Consider the following 18,837-nt stretch of genomic DNA (forward strand, 5'->3'; position numbering starts at 1 on the left):
AAACGGCCGCGAGTATAACAGCCGCCCGTCTATACCCAGAAGCAGCCAGAAACCGTCGGAAAATCCGTCACCTGCGCCTGTGTATCAAGGTTTTTCTGCTAGTGTCCAAATCATTGACTGCTCAGTGATATCGGACAGGAAAACTGGAAATGGATGTGCGATTGCCTTTGACGAGTGCCGGTATCTGCCTGGCGCTGCTGCTAAGCGGCTGCTCACCCAGCGATGAAAAACGCCAGGTCAGCCTCGAAGAAAAAACCGCGCAGTTCGAAAAGTCGCTGGACGCTATCCAGGATCCAAAGCTCAAGGATGCCGTGTCGGAGCTGGGCGGCTCACTGCTGCTGCTTGAACGCGCACAACTCAAGCTCGACAGCAAACCAGTTGAAACCGAATACGGCGAAGACACCCTCGCCATGCTCAAGCACTATCCGAGCCCACAGGCCCTGGTCGACACCTACATCAACGGGTTGTTCGTGCTGCAAAAGGACTCCAGCTCCGACTACCTGACCGATTTGCAACCGGTGTTTCCCTTCACGTTCAGCGTTCCTGCCGCTTTTTTGTTTCCCCATGGCCTGGAATGGCAGTCGGTCACGCTGAGCAACAAACGATTGATTGCGTTCCAGCCGGAATGGTCGGAAACCGATCCTGGCATCCAGCTGAGCCCATCGAGCTCCAACCTGACCAACCCCGATGACCTGACCTTGGCCTACCCCTTCATCGAAGGCCTCGACATCGACAGAAAGCAGCAACCGCAACCGGTGAGCCTGCAAGGCAAAGTCGAAGTCATCGCGCCACGCCGCCTCTACAGCTTCGACCTGACGAAAAAGGACGTAGGCCAGACCCGCACCAATGACAACCTGAGCGTCACCCTGCTCTCATTGACGAACAACTACGCGGAAATCGAATACAACAACAGCGCGCCCCTGGCCCCAGAAGTCAGTGAAACACCGCTGAACCCGCTGATCGTCCAGGCCATGGACAGCACCGGGCAATTCATCTCGCGCGCCGGCTCAATCAACGAAACCGCGGTACAAATCGCCTTCTATCAGCAGCAGCTGGCCAAGATGCAGCAGCAAAAGAGCTGGAGCGAGGCCCTGGAAAAACAGCTCGACGAAGAACAACGCAACTTTGAGAAACAGCAGGCTCGACATTATTCGAAGGTGTACTTCAATGGGACGATCGAAACCCTCGAAGTCAGCATGCTGGATTTTTCCGCCGTCACTGTCACCCGCAAGGACCTCGACCTGCCGATCCGGCGTTTCGATGCCAATACCACGGACAAGTCCATCCAGCCCTTGAACCTGCCCGTGGTGGTGTATGACGACCAGGCGGTGAGCTGGCTGAAAGGAGCAACGCTGAGCGAGGATCAACTGAAAAAGAACGTCAACATCAGTCAGTCGGTCGACGACCCCAGCGCGGCACGAATCGAATTCACTCATCTGCGTAGCTTCAACGATGAACTGCTCGGTACATCGTTCAACCCTGGTCAAAGTCCGGTGAGTTTCTTTACCGAAGACGCAAGTGGCAAACGCGACGAGCCGATCGAACTGCCGCCCGAGGCATACCAGATCGACCCCCTGCGCGGCACCATCACTTACGATCTGAATCTGTTTCCGCAAACGCCGGCCTATGCGGTGGGCTCGATGCCGCTGTTCCTGGCCACAGTCGAGCAAAAAACCGTCGATGCCCGCCAACTGCCCAAAGGCCTTAAGCTCAAAAACAATGCACTGGTGGTGGACCTGAAGGCGTTTCCCGCCCAGGACTGGCGCTTTTTCGCCAAGGACGACAGCGGTAATTACTTGAAGGAGATTCTATCGGTCAGCCATGACGCGAGCGCACAAGGTCCGGCGCAGTTTGCCGTGCATTACTTCTACGGGCAGCCTACGCGCCTGGAAACCTATCAGCGCACTGACCTCGACACCGTGCAATATGGTTTCGAGGTCAAACTCGACAAGGCCGACATGACGCGCCTTGATCAATAGTGCGACTCAGTGCTCGGGGTGAAACTCGAAGCCGCCCATGTTTCGGCAGCGACCACCGTTGATTTCCCGCAGTTGGGCTTGCAGGTGCAGGCACCAGATTTGCGGATCGTCGGCCAACTCGTAGCCGTGCAAGGTCAGGCTTTCAACGATGGTGTCGAGGATTGATTCTGCGACGAATGGACCGTGAAACGGGCCTTGGGCCTTGATGGCCGAAGGTTGTTCACCGGCCATTCCGGCAGCGAACAGCAGAGTCCACATGCCCGTATCTCCCGCCAATGGACGGATGGAACACTCGATACGGGTCACAAGGCCCAGGCATTGACGGGTGAGGCAGAGGTTGCGCGACATGGCGGCGACCCTCGGTAGATCCGGTATTCAGCCCCCATGGGAAGGCTGTTTCGATCCTGTGATTACTATCAATATCCTTGAGCTGAGAATAGAAGAAAAGTCTGCCTTGCAGGCCGGACGAGACCGAAAGGCGCCGAATGGTCACAGTATGAATATTGACGTCATTTCGATGACGCTTTTCCAGTGTTCACACAAACAAATGTGGGAGCGGGCTTGCTCGCGAATGCGGCGTATCAGCCAACATAAATGTTGAATGAAAAGACGCATTCGCGAGCAAGTCGGATCGCCGCACCGCCGCTCCCACATGGGTTACTGCATCAGGCCGGTTTTGTTTCCGCCAACGCCTCTTGCGCCAACTCTTTCTCGGCTTCCTTCAGATCATCTTCACTGATCATTTCCGCGATAACCCGCAAGCGCTCCACGACCCGTGCGTTCACGCTGCCTTCAGGGAATTCGCCATTCTCGTTCGGCTCGCCGGCCGGCTCGCCGACCAGCAAGCTCAAGGCTTCGTCGGCCTGACGGACCGCATAGACATGGAACTGCCCCGAACGCACCGCCGTCAGCACCTTCTCGTCGAGCATCAGCGTAGCGACGTTGGCGTGAGGAATGATTGCCCCCTGCTCGCCGGTCAACCCGCGGGCTTCGCACAGACGGAAGAAGCCCTCGATCTTCTCGTTGACTCCGCCGACCGCCTGCACTTCGCCGAACTGGTTGATCGAACCGGTGATGGCAAAGCACTGCTTGAGCGGGGTTTTCGACAAGGCCGAGATCAGGGTGCAGGCCTCGCCCAGGGAAGCACTGTCGCCATCGACATAACCGTAGGATTGCTCCAGGGCAATGCTCGCGGAAATCGCCAGCGGAAATTCCTGGGCGTAACGGCTGCCCAGATAACCGGTAAGGATCATCACGCCTTTGGAGTGGATCGGCTGACCGAGGTTGACCTCGCGCTCGATGTCGACGATGCCGCTGCCGCCCGGGTACACCGTGGCGGAAATCCGCGCCGGTATACCAAAGGCCGAGTCACCGACTTCCAGCACCGTCAAGCCGTTGCACTTGCCAACCGCCGCGCCCGCGGTGTCGATCAGGATGATCCCGGCCAGCATGTCATCGAGAATCCGCGCCGAAACCCGCCCGGTCCGAGTGGCCTTGGCCTTGAGCGCACGCTCGATATGCCCGGCGTCGGTCATTTCATCGCCTGCCAGATGGCGGATAAAGTCCGCCTCGCTGACCAACTGGAACAAGTCCCCGATACGCGCCGACAAGCGCCCCTGATGCTCGGCCAGACGCGCGCTGTAGGTCGCCAGGCGTGCCACCGCATCGGCGGTCAGCGGTGCCATGCCTTCTTCGGAAGTACGGGTCTTGAGCAACTGGGCGAACTGCTCCAGGCTCTCGTCGACCATCGGGATGTCTTCGTCGAAGTCCACCAGGACGCGGAACATCTCCTGGAAGTCCGGATCGAGGTCTTGCAGCGTGTAATACAGCTGACGGGCACCGATGATGACAACTTTGACCTGCAACGGAATGTGTTGCGGCGTCAGGGTCACTGTGGCCAGACGGCCCAGTTCACCCAGCGGCGATTCCATTTTCAGCTTGCGCGATTGCAGGGCGCGTTTCAGCGCATCCCACACGAATGGCTCGCTGAGCATTTTGTCCGCTTCAAGAATCAGGAAACCGCCATTGGCCCGGTGCAAGGCACCCGGCCGCAGTTGGCGGTAGGTGGTGTACAGCGCGCCCTGATCGGTGCTGTATTCGATACGACCGAAGAGGTTTTCGTAGGTCGGGTGCGGCTCGAACACCACCGGCGCACCGCCGCTGGCCGAATGACCGACCACCAGGCTCGGCGCGTATTGTTCTTCCAGCAACTTGCGGGCGACAGCGTCGGTCTTGCTGTCGTCCACCAGTTGCTCGACCACGGTCTTGAGCAAGTACACCTGCATGGCTTGCAGATAACCGCATACCGCCGCGTTCTCGGCGTACTTCTCCGACAATGGCGACAACAATGGCTGCAAGGCCAGAGTGATGGTTTCCTCGTTCAGATGACGCAGTTGGTTGCTCGACTCACGCTTCCATTGCGGCAGGCTGGCGAGCTCTTCGTTCAGGCGCTCCTCCAGCACGGAAATATCCTCGTGAAAGCGCTCGCGCTCGGCTTCCGGCAACTGGGCGAATTCAGCTTCGTCCAACGCCTTGCCGTCGCCCATCGGGGTGAAGGCGATATTGCTGGCGTCGCGGTACAGCGCGACATCCTTTTCCAGCGCCAGACGTTCGATGATGTCCAGGGCCTTGTCGTAGCGCTGGTTGAAGGCGCGGTCGATGGCGCTTTTCTTCTGCTGGTAGGACGGATGCTCGAAGACTGCCGGAAAGGTCGCCAGCAGGTTGTCGATCAGACCGTTGATATCTCCAATGAAGTTACCGGCAGTGCCCGACGGCAGTTCCAGTGCGCGCGGCTCGCGAGGTTCATCGAAATTGTTGACATAGACCCAGTCCGCCGGGGTCTGCAGGCGCTTGCCTTCGGCCTTGAGGTAGCGTTTGACGAACGAGAACCGGCCAGTGCCGGGCTCGCCCATGACGAATACGTTGTAACCGGGGCGTGGCATGGCCACACCGAACTGCAAGGCTTCGACCGCACGTTCCTGGCCAAGCACACCGCGAAAGGGCTCCAGATCATTGGTGGTAGAGAAGCTGAACTGTTCAGCGGAAAACGGACGGGTCAGCGCTTCGGGCGCTAGACGCAAGCTGGCAGCAACAGGATCAGGCATCGGGCTTCCTTAACAATCAGGCGGGGCAGATGGCAGCATTCTGGCGCCGCCCATGCCCGACTGGCAAGGAGCGCCGCAGGCCTGAGCATAGTCAATACGCCAACCCCAAGCGGGCCGGGCTTGCGCTGCCGTTTCCCATGAATGTTTTGCAAAAAATCACGGAACCCCGTGATCGTGCCTAAACTCCAGACTGCGCGGCTGGACTAATGACCGGCCCACTTGTCCATTGGTAGGCACATAAAGAGAACAAAGCTATGAAACGGATTCTTCTCGGTACTCTCTTCACTGCTGTTTCCATCAACGCCATGGCTCAGGCGCCGGGCGGCCCGGATTGCGGCTGGGGCAACATGCTGTTCGAAGGCCAGCGTGGTACTCCGGCTCACTTCATGGCATCCACCACCAACGGCACCTCCGGCAACGCAACCTTCGGCATGACCTCCGGCACCAACGGTTGCGCGACCAATGCGTCGCTGACCTATGGCGGCAAATCCTGGTTTGCCATGAATGGCATGATGAACGAGCTGTCCGAAGACATGGCCAAGGGTCAGGGCGAAGCGCTGACCACCTATGCCGTGGTACTGGGTGTGGCGCCGGAAGACCGTGCGCACTTCGCCGCCGTCACTCACGAGCACTTCCAGCAGATCTTCAGCAAGGCTGACGTGACTGCCGAAGACGTGCATACCAATACCCTGGCCGTGCTCAAAGCCGACCCTCGTCTGGCCAAGTACGCGACTCAAGCTTAAGCTCGACCCGCCCCGCTTCTTTCGGGAAGCGGGTTTTGTTTTTTGGACCTGCCTCTTTTGGGTCTTTTTCTCAAGTTTTTAAGTTGTCACTTATGCTCAATCGCCTTGCCTGGCTGGCGCTGTGTGCCTGCGCCCCGCTGTCCGCCGCGCCTCAGTTCGACCCACAACGTTTGCAGCAACTGGCCAACGCCCCTTTCTGGATATCCCTGGGCCATTACGAAACCGCCAAGTTCGGCGGCTGGCGCAGTTATGTCAGCGACCGGAAATTCTTCCTCGCCGCTGACGGCAATGAACATCCGGACCATGAACTGGCAGCAACTGTACAAGCCTTGTACGCCCCGGCCAGTGCCGGTGAAACACACGCTCAATGTGTCTACCCGGCCCGCACCCGCTGGCTGAAAGAACAACTCGGCCTGAGCGGACTGCCGACGCCGGCCTGCGCCGAATTCAAGCAATGGTTCAAGGACGTCTCACCCGACAGCGCGGTGATGATCTTCCCGGCGGCCTATCTGAACAGCCCGTCCTCGATGTTTGGCCATACCCTGCTGCGCATCGACCAGGCCGAGGTGAAGAGCGACAAGACTTCGCTGCTCAGTTATGCGATCAACTTCGGCGCCTACATCGAGGGCTCGGACAACAGCATCCTCTATGCCTGGAAAGGCCTGATGGGCGGCTATCCCGGCCTGTTCGCAATGGTGCCCTACCAGGAAAAGCTCTCGGAATACCGTAGTCTGGAAAACCGCGACCTGTGGGAATACCGCCTGAACCTGACCCGGCAGGAAACCGCGCGCATGGTCGAGCACGTTTGGGAGCTGAAGCAGATCAAGTTCGACTATTTCTTCTTCGACGAGAATTGCTCATATCGTTTGCTGGAGCTGCTGCAGGTGGCTCGCCCGAGCCTGCGCCTGACCGAGCAGTTCCCGCTCACCGCCATCCCGACCGACACCGTCAAAGCCGTGAAAGAGGCCGGACTGGTGGAATCGATCCAGTATCGCCCGTCCCGGGAGCGCGAACTGCTCAGTCGCGCCGAGCAGTTGAACCCTGAAGAACAGCAATGGGTGCTGAAAGTCAGCGCCGATCAGAAACAATTGCAAGACCCGGCCCTCAAGGCTCAATCCCACGACCGCCAGGCGCTGATCATCGATGCGGCCTATCGACTGGAGCGTTACCGCGCCAACGGTCAGGAGCGCGACCCGGCGCGCGCCCAGCGCAGCTTCGAACTGCTGCGGGCAATCAATCAGAACCCGGCACCGGAGCTGGATATCCCGCAACCGGGCCTACCTGAAGACGGTCACGAGTCCCGCACTTGGCAGCTCGGCCTCGGCAGCCGTGGAGATAAGGCCTTTGGCGAGTACGGCTTGCGCATGGCTTATCACGACCTCAATGACAACAACGAAAGCTTTCCCCTTGGCGCGCAGATAGAAATCCTGCAGTTGAAACTTCGCCAGTACGAAGACAATGACTGGCAAGTGCAGCAACTGGACCTGGCCACCATTCGCTCCCTGACCCCGCGTAACGAGCTGCTGCAACCGCTGTCATGGCAAGTCACAGGTGGTCTGGAGCGGGTGCCGGGCAAACACGATGACCAAACCCTGGTCAGCCACGTCAACGGCGGTGGCGGTGGCACCTGGCAACTGGGCGAAGACACGCTCGGCTTTGCCCTGGGCACCGTGCGTATCGAGCACAACAACGACTTCGCCGCGTTCGTCGCACCGGCCGCTGGCTTCAACAGTGGTGTGCTGTGGAAAAACCCGCTGGGCAATTTGAGCCTCGAAACCAAGGGTGATTTCTTCACCAATGGTGAAGTGCGTCGTAGCCTGAGCCTGAATCAGCAGTGGGAAATATCCCGCGATCTCGGACTGCGCTTGAGCGCCCAGCGCGAGTTCAGCCATTTGGCGACGGCCGAGAACGAAGTGATGCTTGAGCTGAAGTGGTATCACTACTGACCCGAATGCAGCGCAATTCCCTGTGGGAGCGGGCTGTGTGGTGTTCGACGAAATGCCTGCACACCTTTCACAACCACCCGACGAATCCACTTCTAGACTTTCTCTATGGGCCGCGTATCGGCTTGGGAGAGTGAGATGTGGTGGTATGCGGGATGGCTGGCTGTAAAGCCTGGCAGCAGCAGAAGGATCAGGACGCCGCACGGGCCTATCACTCGCCATAAGTCGCTTTCAGACATCCAGTGAAACCAAATGCCTGAGACCATGGCCAAAACCCTATACCGGGAGAATTCCATGAGCCGTGCCTTCGTCAATGAAGATAACGCCGCCGCGCAAGCCGATCAGCCTGTCGAACGGCAGGTCAGCGCGCAGCCCAATTACGTCACGCCGCAAGGCCTGGACCTGTTGCAGGGAAAAGTCACCGAACTGCAAACCCTGCACGCCGAACAATCGGCCAGGGGCGAACAGGCCGACAAGCAGCGCCTGGCCGATCTCGAACGTGATTTGCGTTACTTCAAGCAACGCCTGGGCAGCGCTCAGGTGGTACCCACCGCGACTTCGACCGAGAAAGTGCAGATCGGCAGTTGGGTGACCTATGCCGATGAACACGCCACCGAACGCCGGGTACAACTGGTGGGTGAAGATCAAGCCGATGCCGCTCACGGCCTGATCAATTGGGGTTCACCGCTGGGTCGGGCGCTGCTCGGAGCACGACTCAACGATGAAGTGCTGTGGCAGCGCCCCGTCGGGGATCAATTGATAGAAGTGATCCGTATCGAACCGACTTAGACAACGCCCTGGGCCAACATGGCATCGGCGACTTTGACGAAGCCGGCGATGTTCGCGCCCTTGACGTAGTTGACCCGGCCATTCTCATCGCCGTAATGCACGCAAGCGTGGTGAATCGACTGCATGATCGCGTGCAGCTTGCTGTCCACTTCGCCACCGGTCCATGCCAGGCGCATGGCGTTCTGCGACATTTCCAGCCCGCTCACCGCCACGCCGCCGGCGTTGGATGCCTTGCCCGGCGCGAACAGAATGTCAGCCTCGATGAACAAGTCCACGGCCTCGAGGGTGGTCGGCATGTTCGCGCCTTCGGCCACGCAGACGCAGCCGTTGCGCAGCAAGGTGCGAGCGGCTTCGGCGTCCAGTTCGTTTTGCGTCGCGCACGGCAGCGCGATATCGCAGCTCAGGCTCCATGGCAATTGGCCGGCGCGGAACTCCAAGCCAAAACGACCGGCCAGTTCACGGATACGCCCGCGCTGTACGTTTTTCAGCTCCAGCACCGCCAGCCATTGCTCCTCGGTCAAGCCGCTTTCGCAATACAGCGTGCCTTCGGAGTCGGACAGCGAAATCACCTTGCCGCCCAGGTCCATGACCTTGCGCGCCGCGTATTGCGCGACGTTGCCGGAACCGGAGATTGCCACTCGCTTGCCTTCGACTGCCAAACCGCGGCGCTTGAGCATTTCTTCGGCGAAATACACGCAACCGAAACCGGTGGCTTCCGGGCGAATCAGGCTGCCGCCGTAGCTTGGGCCTTTGCCGGTCATCACGCTGGTGAACTGGTTGCTCAGGCGCTTGTACTGGCCGAACAGGAAACCGATTTCCCGCGCGCCGACACCGATGTCCCCGGCCGGCACGTCAACGTCGGCACCGATGTGGCGGTACAACTCGCTCATGAAGGCCTGGCAGAAGCGCATGACTTCCGCGTCGCTTTTGCCTTTGGGGTCGAAGTCCGAACCACCCTTGCCGCCGCCCATGGGCAATGAAGTCAGGGAGTTTTTGAAGGTTTGTTCAAAGGCGAGGAATTTCAGCACGCCCATGTTCACCGACGGGTGGAAACGCAGGCCGCCCTTGTACGGGCCGATTGCGCTGTTCATCTGGATGCGGAAACCGCGATTGACCTGGACCTGGCCCTGATCGTCGACCCACGACACACGAAACACCACCGCCCGCTCCGGCTCGCAGATGCGCTCCAGAATGCCCGATGTCAGGTAATGCGGATTGGCTTCAAGAAACGGCCACAGAGTGCGCAGGACTTCTTCTACAGCCTGGTGGAATTCGGGTTGATCCGGATCGCGTTTTTTCAGGCGCGCAAGGAAGGATTCGACGGATTCGATCATGGAAAAGTCTCGGCAAATTTATTGTCGTTGGAGGAGATTGAGCCGGACTGTAACAAACGATTCGCGCACAAGAACAGAGCAAAATGTCGCACTTATGAAATTAAATGGTGCACAAGATATAAATTAACCTGGTTTTTTGACTATTTTTGCACCTGAACAGGGATTCACAATTCAAGTCTTGCACCATTAGAAACACCGCCTTCGCGAGCAAGCCCGCTCCCACATTTGAAATGCGTTCCACTCATGTGGGAGCGGGCTTGCTCGCGAATGGCGCGACTCGGTTTCACTGGAAGCGCACAAAAAAACGGAGCCCGAAGGCTCCGCTCTTTATGCAACCAACCCGAAATCAGGCCAGTTTCTTGTGCCGTACACGATGCGGCTGGGCAGCCGCTTCGCCGAGACGCTTTCTACGGTCGGCTTCGTACTCGGTATAGTTACCTTCGAAGAACACCGCTTGCGAGTCGTCTTCGTACGCCAGGATGTGAGTCGCGACGCGGTCAAGGAACCACCGGTCGTGGGAGATCACAATGGCGGCGCCCGGGAAGTCCAGCAGGGCCTCTTCCAGGGAACGCAGGGTTTCGACGTCGAGGTCGTTGGACGGTTCGTCGAGCAGCAGGACGTTGCCGCCCTCTTTCAGGGTCAGGGCCAGGTGCAAGCGACCGCGCTCACCACCAGACAGGTCCTTGACGAACTTCTGCTGATCGCCACCCTTGAAGTTGAAGCGACCGACGTAGGTACGCGACGGGATCTCGTAGTTGCCGATGCGGATCTGGTCGGAACCGTCGGAAATCTGCTGGAACACGGTCTTGCTGCCGTCCAGGTCTTCGCGGCTCTGATCCACGCAAGCCAGTTGCACGGTTTCACCGACTTCGATGCTGCCCGAATCCGGCGTTTCCTTGCCCATCAGCATGCGGAACAGGGTCGACTTACCGGCACCGTTACCGCCGATCACGCCGACGATGGCGCCTTTAGGCATGGAGAACGACAGGTTGTCGATCAGTACGCGATCGCCGTAGCCCTTGGTAACGTTCTTGAATTCGATGACCTTGTCGCCCAGGCGTGGACCGGCCGGGATGTAGATCTCGTTGGTTTCGCTGCGCTTCTGGAATTCCTGCGACTGCATTTCTTCGAAGCGTTGCAGACGAGCCTTGGATTTCGACTGGCGGGCCTTGGCGCCTTTGCGCACCCACTCCAGTTCTTCCTTCATGGCTTTTTCGTGAGCCGACTGCTGCTTGGATTCGGCAGCCAGACGATCGGACTTGGCTTCCAGCCAACCCGAATAGTTGCCCTCGTAAGGAATGCCCGCGCCGCGGTCGAGTTCCAGAATCCAGCCTGCAACGTTATCCAGGAAGTAACGGTCGTGCGTGATCGCGACCACGGTGCCCGGGAAGTCGTGCAGGAAGTGCTCAAGCCAAGCAACGGAATCGGCGTCCAGGTGGTTGGTCGGTTCGTCGAGCAGCAGCATGTCGGGGGCGGACAGCAGCAGGCGGCACAGGGCCACGCGACGTTTTTCACCACCGGACAGGAATTCAACCTTGGCATCCCAGGCCGGCAGACGCAGCGCATCGGCGGCGACTTCCAGCTGACGATCGAGGTTGTGACCGTCGCTGGCTTGCAGGATCGCTTCGAGCTTGGCCTGTTCGGCAGCCAGTTTGTCGAAGTCGGCGTCTTCTTCAGCGTAAGCCGCGTAGACCTCGTCCAGGCGCGCCTGGGCGTTCTTGATCACGCTGACCGCCTCCTCGACCACTTCACGCACGGTTTTGGTCGGGTCCAGGATCGGCTCTTGCGGCAGATAACCGATGTTCAGCTCCGGCATCGGGCGGGCTTCGCCGTCGAATTCGGTGTCAACGCCAGCCATGATTTTCAGCAGCGTGGACTTACCCGAACCGTTGAGGCCGAGTACGCCAATCTTGGCGCCAGGGAAGAAGGACAGAGAAATGTTTTTCAGGATTTCCCGCTTCGGCGGAACAACTTTGCCCAGCCGATGCATGGTGAATACGTATTGAGCCATGGAGAACCTAGGGTCAGTGACTGATGAATGATTGGAGCGCAGGCAATGCCCGGCCAGACCGTGCGCGTCGCTCGCTTGAGGCTATCAATACGTGCGCGCTGAAAAAGTCTGATTATGGGGGCGTTCTCAATTAGTTTCCACGCCGCGTTGTCGCCTTAAAGCGGACCAGGCAAGGCGCAGGCCGCTGGGAATGGTCGTTCCCTTTCCAAGGCCTGCAACGCAGCCTGGCCCGCTTTAAGGCACAACCCGAAGGGCCGGGCCTGCTGTTGTGCAGGGCTGCGTTGATCGAAGCTTATCTGGAATGACCAAACCACGCTTCTCGCGCCTTGCCCTGCACAACAGCAGGCCCGGCGCGGTGCGGAAACTAATTGAGAACGCCCCCCGGAGCTGGAACGCTCCCGCGTAACCGGCAAAGCTACCTTAATGACCGGTGGCAGTCCAGCCGACGGACAGGGGCTGGCACTTCGCCACAACTCAAGGCATGCTAGCCGCCCTTCGGGCGTCCGGCTTATAGTGCATGTCGCGCCAGTCCAGCCAAACCGCAGGATTACAGCTTGTCCAAAGTCCCTCCGCCTCTGACTTCCAGCGCGTCGGCCACAGCGCCCGGCTCTCCCCTGCGCGGGACCTTGAAGGGCACCTTGGCGACACTCGCATTATTGCTGCTGGCCCTGCTGTTCTGGCAGTTGCTCGACCAGTTGCGGGAAACCCAGAAGAACCAGCGTCAGTACACCATCGACTACACCGCCGATCTGGCCGCGCAGGTCAGCCTGAACATGGCGCTCAACGCGCAGATCGCCCTCAACCTGTTGCCGATCGTCGAGCAACCGCAAGGCGCCGATGAACTGCAAGCCCTGCTGCGCAAGCTGCAACAGTCGCTGCCGGAACTGCGCAGCCTGGCGTTGCTCAGCCCCTCGGGAAGAGTCATCAGTGACAGCGCTCCCGACAGCGATGACAGCGACTACCTGGGTGAACTGATACGCCGCAGCCACGCCCAGACGCACTACTTCAGCAACGCCACCGACGGTTCCGTGGTGCATTTATTGTTGCATCAGGCCAGCGGCAGTTCCCGAGGCTATTGGGTCTTGCGCCTGACACCCACCTTCTTTTCGTCCTTGACCAAGCAAAGCGAGGCCGGCCGCCGCCCGTTGTGGCTGGTTGAGAACCGCATCAATCATCAGATCATCAGCCGCGACGAAGCGCTGCCCTCGGTCAATCCGGGCACGCTGACCGAGGATGATGTCGCCAACAGCGTGCTGACCGTTGCGCTGAGCAGCAGCGATTGGCAACTGCGCGGCTTGTTCGACCGTCAGCGCGCGCTGGAAGAGCTGCTGCCGGCGTTCATCGGCAAATGCCTGCTGGGCCTGGCGTTTTCCATGCTGCCGTTCATCGCCTTGCTGAACACGCGCCGACGTCAGCGCCAATTGAGCGAAGGCCGCCGGCGTTATCAGGACATTTTCGAAGGCACCGGCGTGGCCTTGTGCGTCCTCGACATGTCCGGGCTCAAGGTCTTTTTCGACAAGGCACAACTGCGGGGCAGCGAACAACTGCAAGCGTGGCTGGCGATCCCGGAGCAACGCCGGCAATTGCTCAAGGAACTGCGGATCACCGAGGTCAACCAGGTTGCGCTGCAACTGATCAATGTCGATAGCGCCGACAAAGCCTGGAAACTGCTGATCGACGGCCATCCGCAGGACGGCACAGCCATCGGCAACCAGGTACTCGACGCGGTGCTCAACCAGCAGCAACAGCTTGAGCTGGAAATCAAACTGCAGGATGCCAGCGGTCGCGACCAGCACCTGTGGCTGGTGCTGCGCCTGCCGCAAACACCGGACGACTATAACGCGGTGATCCTGAGCATCACCGACATCACCAGCCGCAAGCTCATCGAACTGTCGCTGCAGGAGCGCGAAGGGTTTTGGTCGGACGTGGTGCGCACCGTGCCGGATCACCTGTATGTGCAGGATGTGATCAGCCAGCGCATGATCTACAGCAACCACCATCTGGGCCAGACACTGGGTTACAACCGCACCGAACTGCACCAGATGGGCGAATACTTCTGGGAAATCCTCCTGCACCCCGAGGACGCCGACTATTACCACCGCTCCCGCCAGGTCCAGCGCCAGGCCGGCTATCGCCAATTGATGCAGTGCCAGTTGCGCTTCCGCCATCGGGACGGCCAGTGGCGACGCTTCGAGATTCGCGAGCAGGCACTGGCGCGGGACAAGGACGATCAGGTCACGCGGATCATCGGCGTGGCCAAGGACATCACCGACCAGATCGAAGCCAGTGAGTCCCTGCGCGACAGTGAGCAGCGCTACCGGATGCTCGCCGAAAGCATCAGCGACGTGATCTTCTCCACCGACAGCCGCCTCAACCTCAATTACGTCAGCCCTTCGGTGCAAGCGGTGCTGGGTTACGACGCCGAGTGGATTTTCCAGAACGGCTGGCAATCGATCATCGCCAACCCGCAACAACTGACCGGCATCTACCACCTGATGGACCGGGTCAGCAAAGCGCTGGATCAGCCAGACCAACTGGCGCTGTTACGCAGCCAGGTGCAAACCCAACTGTTCCTGTTCGATTGCCTGCGGGCCGACGGACGCAAGATCCCGATCGAACTGCGCCTGGTATTGGTCTGGGACGAACACGGTACGTTCGAAGGCGTGCTCGGCGTCGGCCGCGACATCAGCCAGCAACGCCGGGCCGAAAAAGACCTGCGCATGGCCGCCACGGTATTCGAACACTCGACCTCGGCGATCCTGATCACCGACCCGGCCGGCTACATCGTCCAGGCCAACGAAGCCTTCAGCCTTGTCAGCGGCTATGCCGTGGAGCAGGTCCTCGACCAGTTGCCGAACATGCTGACCGTCGACGAGCAGCAGGAAACCCATCTGCGTTATGTGCTCAAACAATTGGGCCAGCACAGCACCTGGGAAGGCGAAGTCTGGCTCAAGCGCCGCAACGGCGAGCACTACCCGGCCTGGGTCGGGATCACCGCCGTACTCGACGACGAAGGCGACCTGGCCAGTTATGTGTGTTTCTTCAGCGACATCAGCGAGCGCAAGGCCAGCGAGCAGCGGATTCACCGCCTCGCCTACTACGACGCCCTGACCCACCTGCCCAACCGCTCACTGTTCCAGGATCGTCTGCACACGGCGTTGCAATCGGCCGAACGGCAGAAGTCGTGGGTAGTGCTGATGTTCCTCGATCTCGATCGCTTCAAGCCGATCAACGACTCCTTGGGTCACGCCGCCGGCGACCGCATGCTCAAGGAAATGGCCACGCGCCTGCTCGGTTGCGTCGACGATGACGACACCGTGGCGCGCATGGGCGGTGACGAATTCACCTTGCTCCTGCAACCGCGAGCCAACCGTGAAATCGCCCTGAACCGGGCAATCCATGTGGCCGAACAGATTCTCGCCAGCCTGGTGAAACCGTTCGTGCTTGAAGGCCGCGAGTTCTTCGTCACAGCCAGTATCGGCATCGCCCTGAGCCCGCAGGACGGCAACGAACTCAGCCAGCTGATGAAGAATGCCGACACCGCGATGTACCACGCCAAGGAGCGAGGCAAGAACAACTTCCAGTTCTATCAGGCGGACATGAACGCCAGTGCGCTGGAACGTCTGGAGCTGGAAAGCGACTTGCGCCATGCCCTGGAACAGAACGAATTCGTGCTGTATTACCAGCCGCAGCTCAGCGGTGACGGCAAACGCCTGACCGGTACCGAGGCGCTGCTGCGCTGGCGTCATCCACGCCGCGGGCTGGTACCGCCGGGGGATTTCATTCCGGTGCTCGAAGAGCTCGGGCTGGTGGTGGATGTCGGCGACTGGGTGATCAGCGAGGCCTGCCGTCAACTCAAGGCTTGGCATCAGGCCAGGGTGCGGGTGCCGAAGGTGTCGGTGAACATCTCGGCGCGGCAGTTCTCCGATGGTCAGCTCGGCACGCGGATCGCCACCATCCTCAAGGAAACCGGCCTGCCGCCGGCGTGCCTGGAGCTGGAGCTGACCGAAAGTATCCTGATGCGCGAAGTCAGCGAGGCGATGCAGATTCTCGCCGGGCTGAAAAATCTTGGGCTGAGCATCGCGGTGGATGACTTTGGCACCGGTTACTCATCCCTGAACTACCTCAAGCAATTTCCCATCGACGTGTTGAAGATCGACCGCACCTTCGTCGATGGCCTGCCCAGCGGCGAGCAGGACGCACAAATTGCCCGTGCAATCATTGCCATGGCCCACAGCCTCAACCTGGCGGTGATCGCCGAAGGCGTGGAAACCCACGAGCAGCTTGATTTCCTGAGGGAGCACGGTTGCGACGAGGTGCAGGGGTATCTGTTCGGTCGGCCGATGCCGGCCAATCAGTTCGAGGCCCAATACAGTAACGATGCATTGTTCATGTTTGATTGACCACCGCCCAACCGTCTCAACGCGCCTTGAACACCGTACTCATTTCATGCACTCGCACAGGCTGCCCAGGTTCTTCGACACGCGCAGAGAGCGCAGGTAACGTCGTACCTGTCACCACCATCGGCCCGCTGCTGAAGTTCGCGGTGATGCGCGTTCCATCCGCATAGCTTGATTGCTGGAGCGCGCGATCCTTCGACAACACCTTGAAATCCACCATCGCCACTCTGAACAGTCGCTCGTGCAGCGGGCGGAAGATACGGTCATAGGCCGCGATCACCGGCAGATCACGATCGAGCACTTCATCGGCGAGGTGATAAAGCGGCGGCACCATATACAACAGCTGCAGGAGCGCCGTCGCCTCCAACTCATTGCTGAACTTCAATGAGCCGTACTCCCAGTGATGGGTTGTCACGACGCTGTCATGCAAGGCGATTTGATAAAGCGGCAGGCGAAACCGTGGCGAGCGTTCATAACGGGCGACCGAAGGCTTGAGCGGAACAGGCTTGAAGTAAAGACCGGGCGTTTCTCCGGGCCAGTAATTCCCTCGATAGTACGGCGAGAGTGAATCCTTCATATCAGGATCCATCCACGCGAAGGGCTGTGTCGTCATGCCCTGGGCAAACGCGAACTGTGGGGTGTACCAGGACAACCCACCTTCCGTTCCGGTCACCAGGCCAAGTGCCTGGGTAGGATAGGCCAGCCTCTGGCGCACGCTCTGGCTGTCCTGCGACTCACTGGTCTCACGGCCGGGCGTATAGTCCTCACGCGGCGGGCCGGCGCCATCCACATCCAGAAAATAGCTGTTGAGCCCAGAGTTTTTTGCAATCGCATCGATGCGTTTTCGAGCATAGTCATGGACTGCACGAGCGCTGACATATACCCCCTTTCCAGCAAAACCGGTGACGATCTGGCCGTTTTTATCCCGGTAACCGGCATTCGCCAACTCGTCGCCCATCTGCGCGGTAGACCAGGTTTCCACAAGGTTTGAGAGGTGAGCGCTGCCATAGCTGTCGTAGACGCCGACCAGGTAACCCGCCGCCTTGGCTTGCTCAAGGGCTTCAGGGTGCCAAAGCGCCGTTCGCCACTCACTGACTCCCAGCCAGGCACGACGCAAACCTGCCGATTGCAGTGCGCTGACCAGGTCGGTCGACAGACCGCCCCCCCAACGCTGGTGGGGAGCCAACAGCGGACCGAAGGCCTGGTCCATGGCGATTCTCATATCCCGAGTCCACACAACTTCACCGCCAGGGTCATGTCCACCCGGCAGGGGTGTCACTTCAGGACGGGCAATCACTTTCAACAGTGCCGCGTTGAGCGCTCGAACCACCTCTTTTTTCAGCGATGGCTCAATATCGCCCTGGTTCCTCGCCCCCGCCTTGAACGCCATCTCGACGGTTTTGCGCTTTTCATCATCAAGTACCGCCCACAGTCGGCCCGCCAGTTGCGTGCCATCGCCTTTCTGGCGCTGGAACTGTTCCAGAAACGCTTGCCATTGAACAATGTCCGCGACTTTCAGTGGAGCGCTGCCCCATAGATAGATATGGGATGCCCCTCCTAACCGGGCGACCTCGGGTGTCATGGCAATCTTGTCGTTCAAGGAAACAAATTGGCCGTTTGCTTGCAGCCATCGCCGGTAACCATGCGCCCCCGCCAACGGATCCTGCAGGCCGGGCACAATACGCAGGGTATAAGCGGCATCGGGGGATAGGGAGGAGAAACTGTGAGTAAAACCAGGTCGTACACGATCAGCCCTGCGCTCTACATCAAACGTTGTATCCAGAGGTGTTTCCAACAGCCAGGTAACGGAAAGCCCCTCTCGCAACTCCGTCCAGAACGGCATGGAAAGAATACTCAGCACGCTTTCCGGTTCGTATCGACGCACCATCCAGTCAAGCCATCCGGGGTCGTCTGCCGGCACGTAACTGCCCTCGCCAAAAGGAAATGCATAGGCCTTGATGGCCCCGGGATCCGCGGTCCGAGGCCAGTTCAATACGGAGGGACCTCGTGACCGGACTGACACCCGTAATGCACCGAGCTCGATATTGGCTGTGACCTTGTAGTGGCCCGTGCCGGCAGCCACTTGCCATTCGCGATCTGACAGCCGCTCAACCCTGCTACCGCTGAAAGCCGGGGATGCCAATGCCAGGCGCTTGCCTTGTGAAGTCGTGAGCGAAATGGCCAACGTGTCCGGCTCAATTGCAAACTGCCCGGCGGGACTATCCAGCAGCACAGGGGCAACGTCCAAGGCGTACGTCGTACCGGGTACCATGCAAGCAAACACGATGCCCCAGACAGGGGCCATCCAACGACATGAGCAAGCATGCGCAAAAACAGGTGTGGTAGGTATCTGATTGGTCACGGGCTTCATCCATTGATTTCCTGTCCAATGTTCAGGGGCAAGACATTCGTCAGCTCAGCCTTCATCCCAGGCTTCCAGAACAAAGTGTGCCCCGCTAAAAACAAGGATGCCCAACTCGGCTCCGTGCTTCAGCGAAAATCTGTGTCCCTATATTCTGCCGAGCACCGTGAAT

Annotated in this window: 10 protein-coding genes; 5 read left to right on the forward strand and 5 right to left on the reverse strand. The window is 59.5% G+C overall.

The genetic code is table 11. From position 1 onward, the window contains the following. The first annotated feature begins 149 nt into the window (after nucleotides 1-149). Nucleotides 150-1,979 carry a hypothetical protein gene (locus tag AC3ITY_RS28550; RefSeq protein WP_489306266.1) on the forward strand — a complete coding sequence of 610 codons (1,830 nt, stop codon included), beginning with the start codon at nucleotides 150-152 and terminating at the stop codon, nucleotides 1,977-1,979. Nucleotides 1,980-1,985: 6 nt separating this feature from the next. Here AC3ITY_RS28550 and AC3ITY_RS28555 read toward each other — a convergent pair whose 3' ends face one another. Together AC3ITY_RS28555 and AC3ITY_RS28560 are read right to left on the reverse strand one after the other, a co-directional pair. After that, a complete protein-coding gene (locus AC3ITY_RS28555) occupies nucleotides 1,986-2,327 on the reverse strand; it encodes a PA4575 family protein (protein WP_046041767.1) in 342 nt (113 codons plus the stop codon). Between the two features lie 317 nt (nucleotides 2,328-2,644). After that, entirely contained in the window at nucleotides 2,645-5,083 is a 2,439-nt protein-coding gene (locus AC3ITY_RS28560; protein WP_489306268.1) for a Lon protease family protein, read from the reverse strand. Between the two features lie 254 nt (nucleotides 5,084-5,337). Here AC3ITY_RS28560 and AC3ITY_RS28565 point away from each other — a divergent pair, with 254 nt between their 5' ends. The 3 genes from AC3ITY_RS28565 to AC3ITY_RS28575 all read left to right on the forward strand — a co-directional run bounded on the left by AC3ITY_RS28565 (nucleotide 5,338) and on the right by AC3ITY_RS28575 (nucleotide 8,558). Further along, nucleotides 5,338-5,826, forward strand: a complete 489-nt coding sequence (locus AC3ITY_RS28565) for a DUF3015 domain-containing protein (protein WP_223454785.1) — start codon at nucleotides 5,338-5,340, stop codon at nucleotides 5,824-5,826. Between the two features lie 92 nt (nucleotides 5,827-5,918). Beyond that, nucleotides 5,919-7,772, forward strand: coding sequence for an Lnb N-terminal periplasmic domain-containing protein (locus AC3ITY_RS28570; RefSeq protein WP_489306270.1), 1,854 nt, complete (start codon nucleotides 5,919-5,921; stop codon nucleotides 7,770-7,772). A gap of 291 nt (nucleotides 7,773-8,063) precedes the next feature. Further along, nucleotides 8,064-8,558 carry a GreA/GreB family elongation factor gene (locus tag AC3ITY_RS28575; RefSeq protein WP_489306272.1) on the forward strand — a complete coding sequence of 165 codons (495 nt, stop codon included), beginning with the start codon at nucleotides 8,064-8,066 and terminating at the stop codon, nucleotides 8,556-8,558. On the opposite strand, the gene gdhA is transcribed toward AC3ITY_RS28575, so the two are convergent. After that, the gene (gene gdhA, locus AC3ITY_RS28580; RefSeq protein WP_489306274.1) at nucleotides 8,555-9,892 is read right to left on the reverse strand and encodes an NADP-specific glutamate dehydrogenase; all 1,338 of its coding nucleotides are present in this window, start codon (nucleotides 9,890-9,892) and stop codon (nucleotides 8,555-8,557) included. The two genes, AC3ITY_RS28575 and gdhA, sit on opposite strands and share 4 nt — an antisense overlap. A gap of 346 nt (nucleotides 9,893-10,238) precedes the next feature. Further along, nucleotides 10,239-11,903 carry an energy-dependent translational throttle protein EttA gene (gene ettA, locus AC3ITY_RS28585; RefSeq protein ID WP_046041761.1) on the reverse strand — a complete coding sequence of 555 codons (1,665 nt, stop codon included), beginning with the start codon at nucleotides 11,901-11,903 and terminating at the stop codon, nucleotides 10,239-10,241. Nucleotides 11,904-12,457: 554 nt separating this feature from the next. On the opposite strand from ettA, the gene AC3ITY_RS28590 reads away from it, so the two are divergent. After that, complete coding sequence (locus tag AC3ITY_RS28590) at nucleotides 12,458-16,306, forward strand: sensor domain-containing protein (RefSeq protein WP_489306275.1); 3,849 nt, start codon at nucleotides 12,458-12,460, stop codon at nucleotides 16,304-16,306. Between the two features lie 16 nt (nucleotides 16,307-16,322). Here the strand turns inward: AC3ITY_RS28590 and AC3ITY_RS28595 are convergent, their stop codons facing one another. Then, nucleotides 16,323-18,674: a glycoside hydrolase gene (locus AC3ITY_RS28595; RefSeq protein WP_489306276.1), complete on the reverse strand. Its 2,352-nt coding sequence runs from the start codon at nucleotides 18,672-18,674 to the stop codon at nucleotides 16,323-16,325. Nucleotides 18,675-18,837: the final 163 nt, after the last annotated feature.

Source organism: Pseudomonas sp. GL_091 (assembly GCF_057837725.1).

Coding starts and splice junctions, on each gene's coding strand:
- AC3ITY_RS28550 (WP_489306266.1), top strand. CDS start 150: ATGGATGTGCGATTGCCTTTGACGAGTGCCGGTATCTGCCTGGCGCTG.
- AC3ITY_RS28555 (WP_046041767.1), bottom strand. CDS start 2,327: ATGTCGCGCAACCTCTGCCTCACCCGTCAATGCCTGGGCCTTGTGACC.
- AC3ITY_RS28560 (WP_489306268.1), bottom strand. CDS start 5,083: ATGCCTGATCCTGTTGCTGCCAGCTTGCGTCTAGCGCCCGAAGCGCTG.
- AC3ITY_RS28565 (WP_223454785.1), top strand. CDS start 5,338: ATGAAACGGATTCTTCTCGGTACTCTCTTCACTGCTGTTTCCATCAAC.
- AC3ITY_RS28570 (WP_489306270.1), top strand. CDS start 5,919: ATGCTCAATCGCCTTGCCTGGCTGGCGCTGTGTGCCTGCGCCCCGCTG.
- AC3ITY_RS28575 (WP_489306272.1), top strand. CDS start 8,064: ATGAGCCGTGCCTTCGTCAATGAAGATAACGCCGCCGCGCAAGCCGAT.
- gdhA (WP_489306274.1), bottom strand. CDS start 9,892: ATGATCGAATCCGTCGAATCCTTCCTTGCGCGCCTGAAAAAACGCGAT.
- ettA (WP_046041761.1), bottom strand. CDS start 11,903: ATGGCTCAATACGTATTCACCATGCATCGGCTGGGCAAAGTTGTTCCG.
- AC3ITY_RS28595 (WP_489306276.1), bottom strand. CDS start 18,674: ATGAAGCCCGTGACCAATCAGATACCTACCACACCTGTTTTTGCGCAT.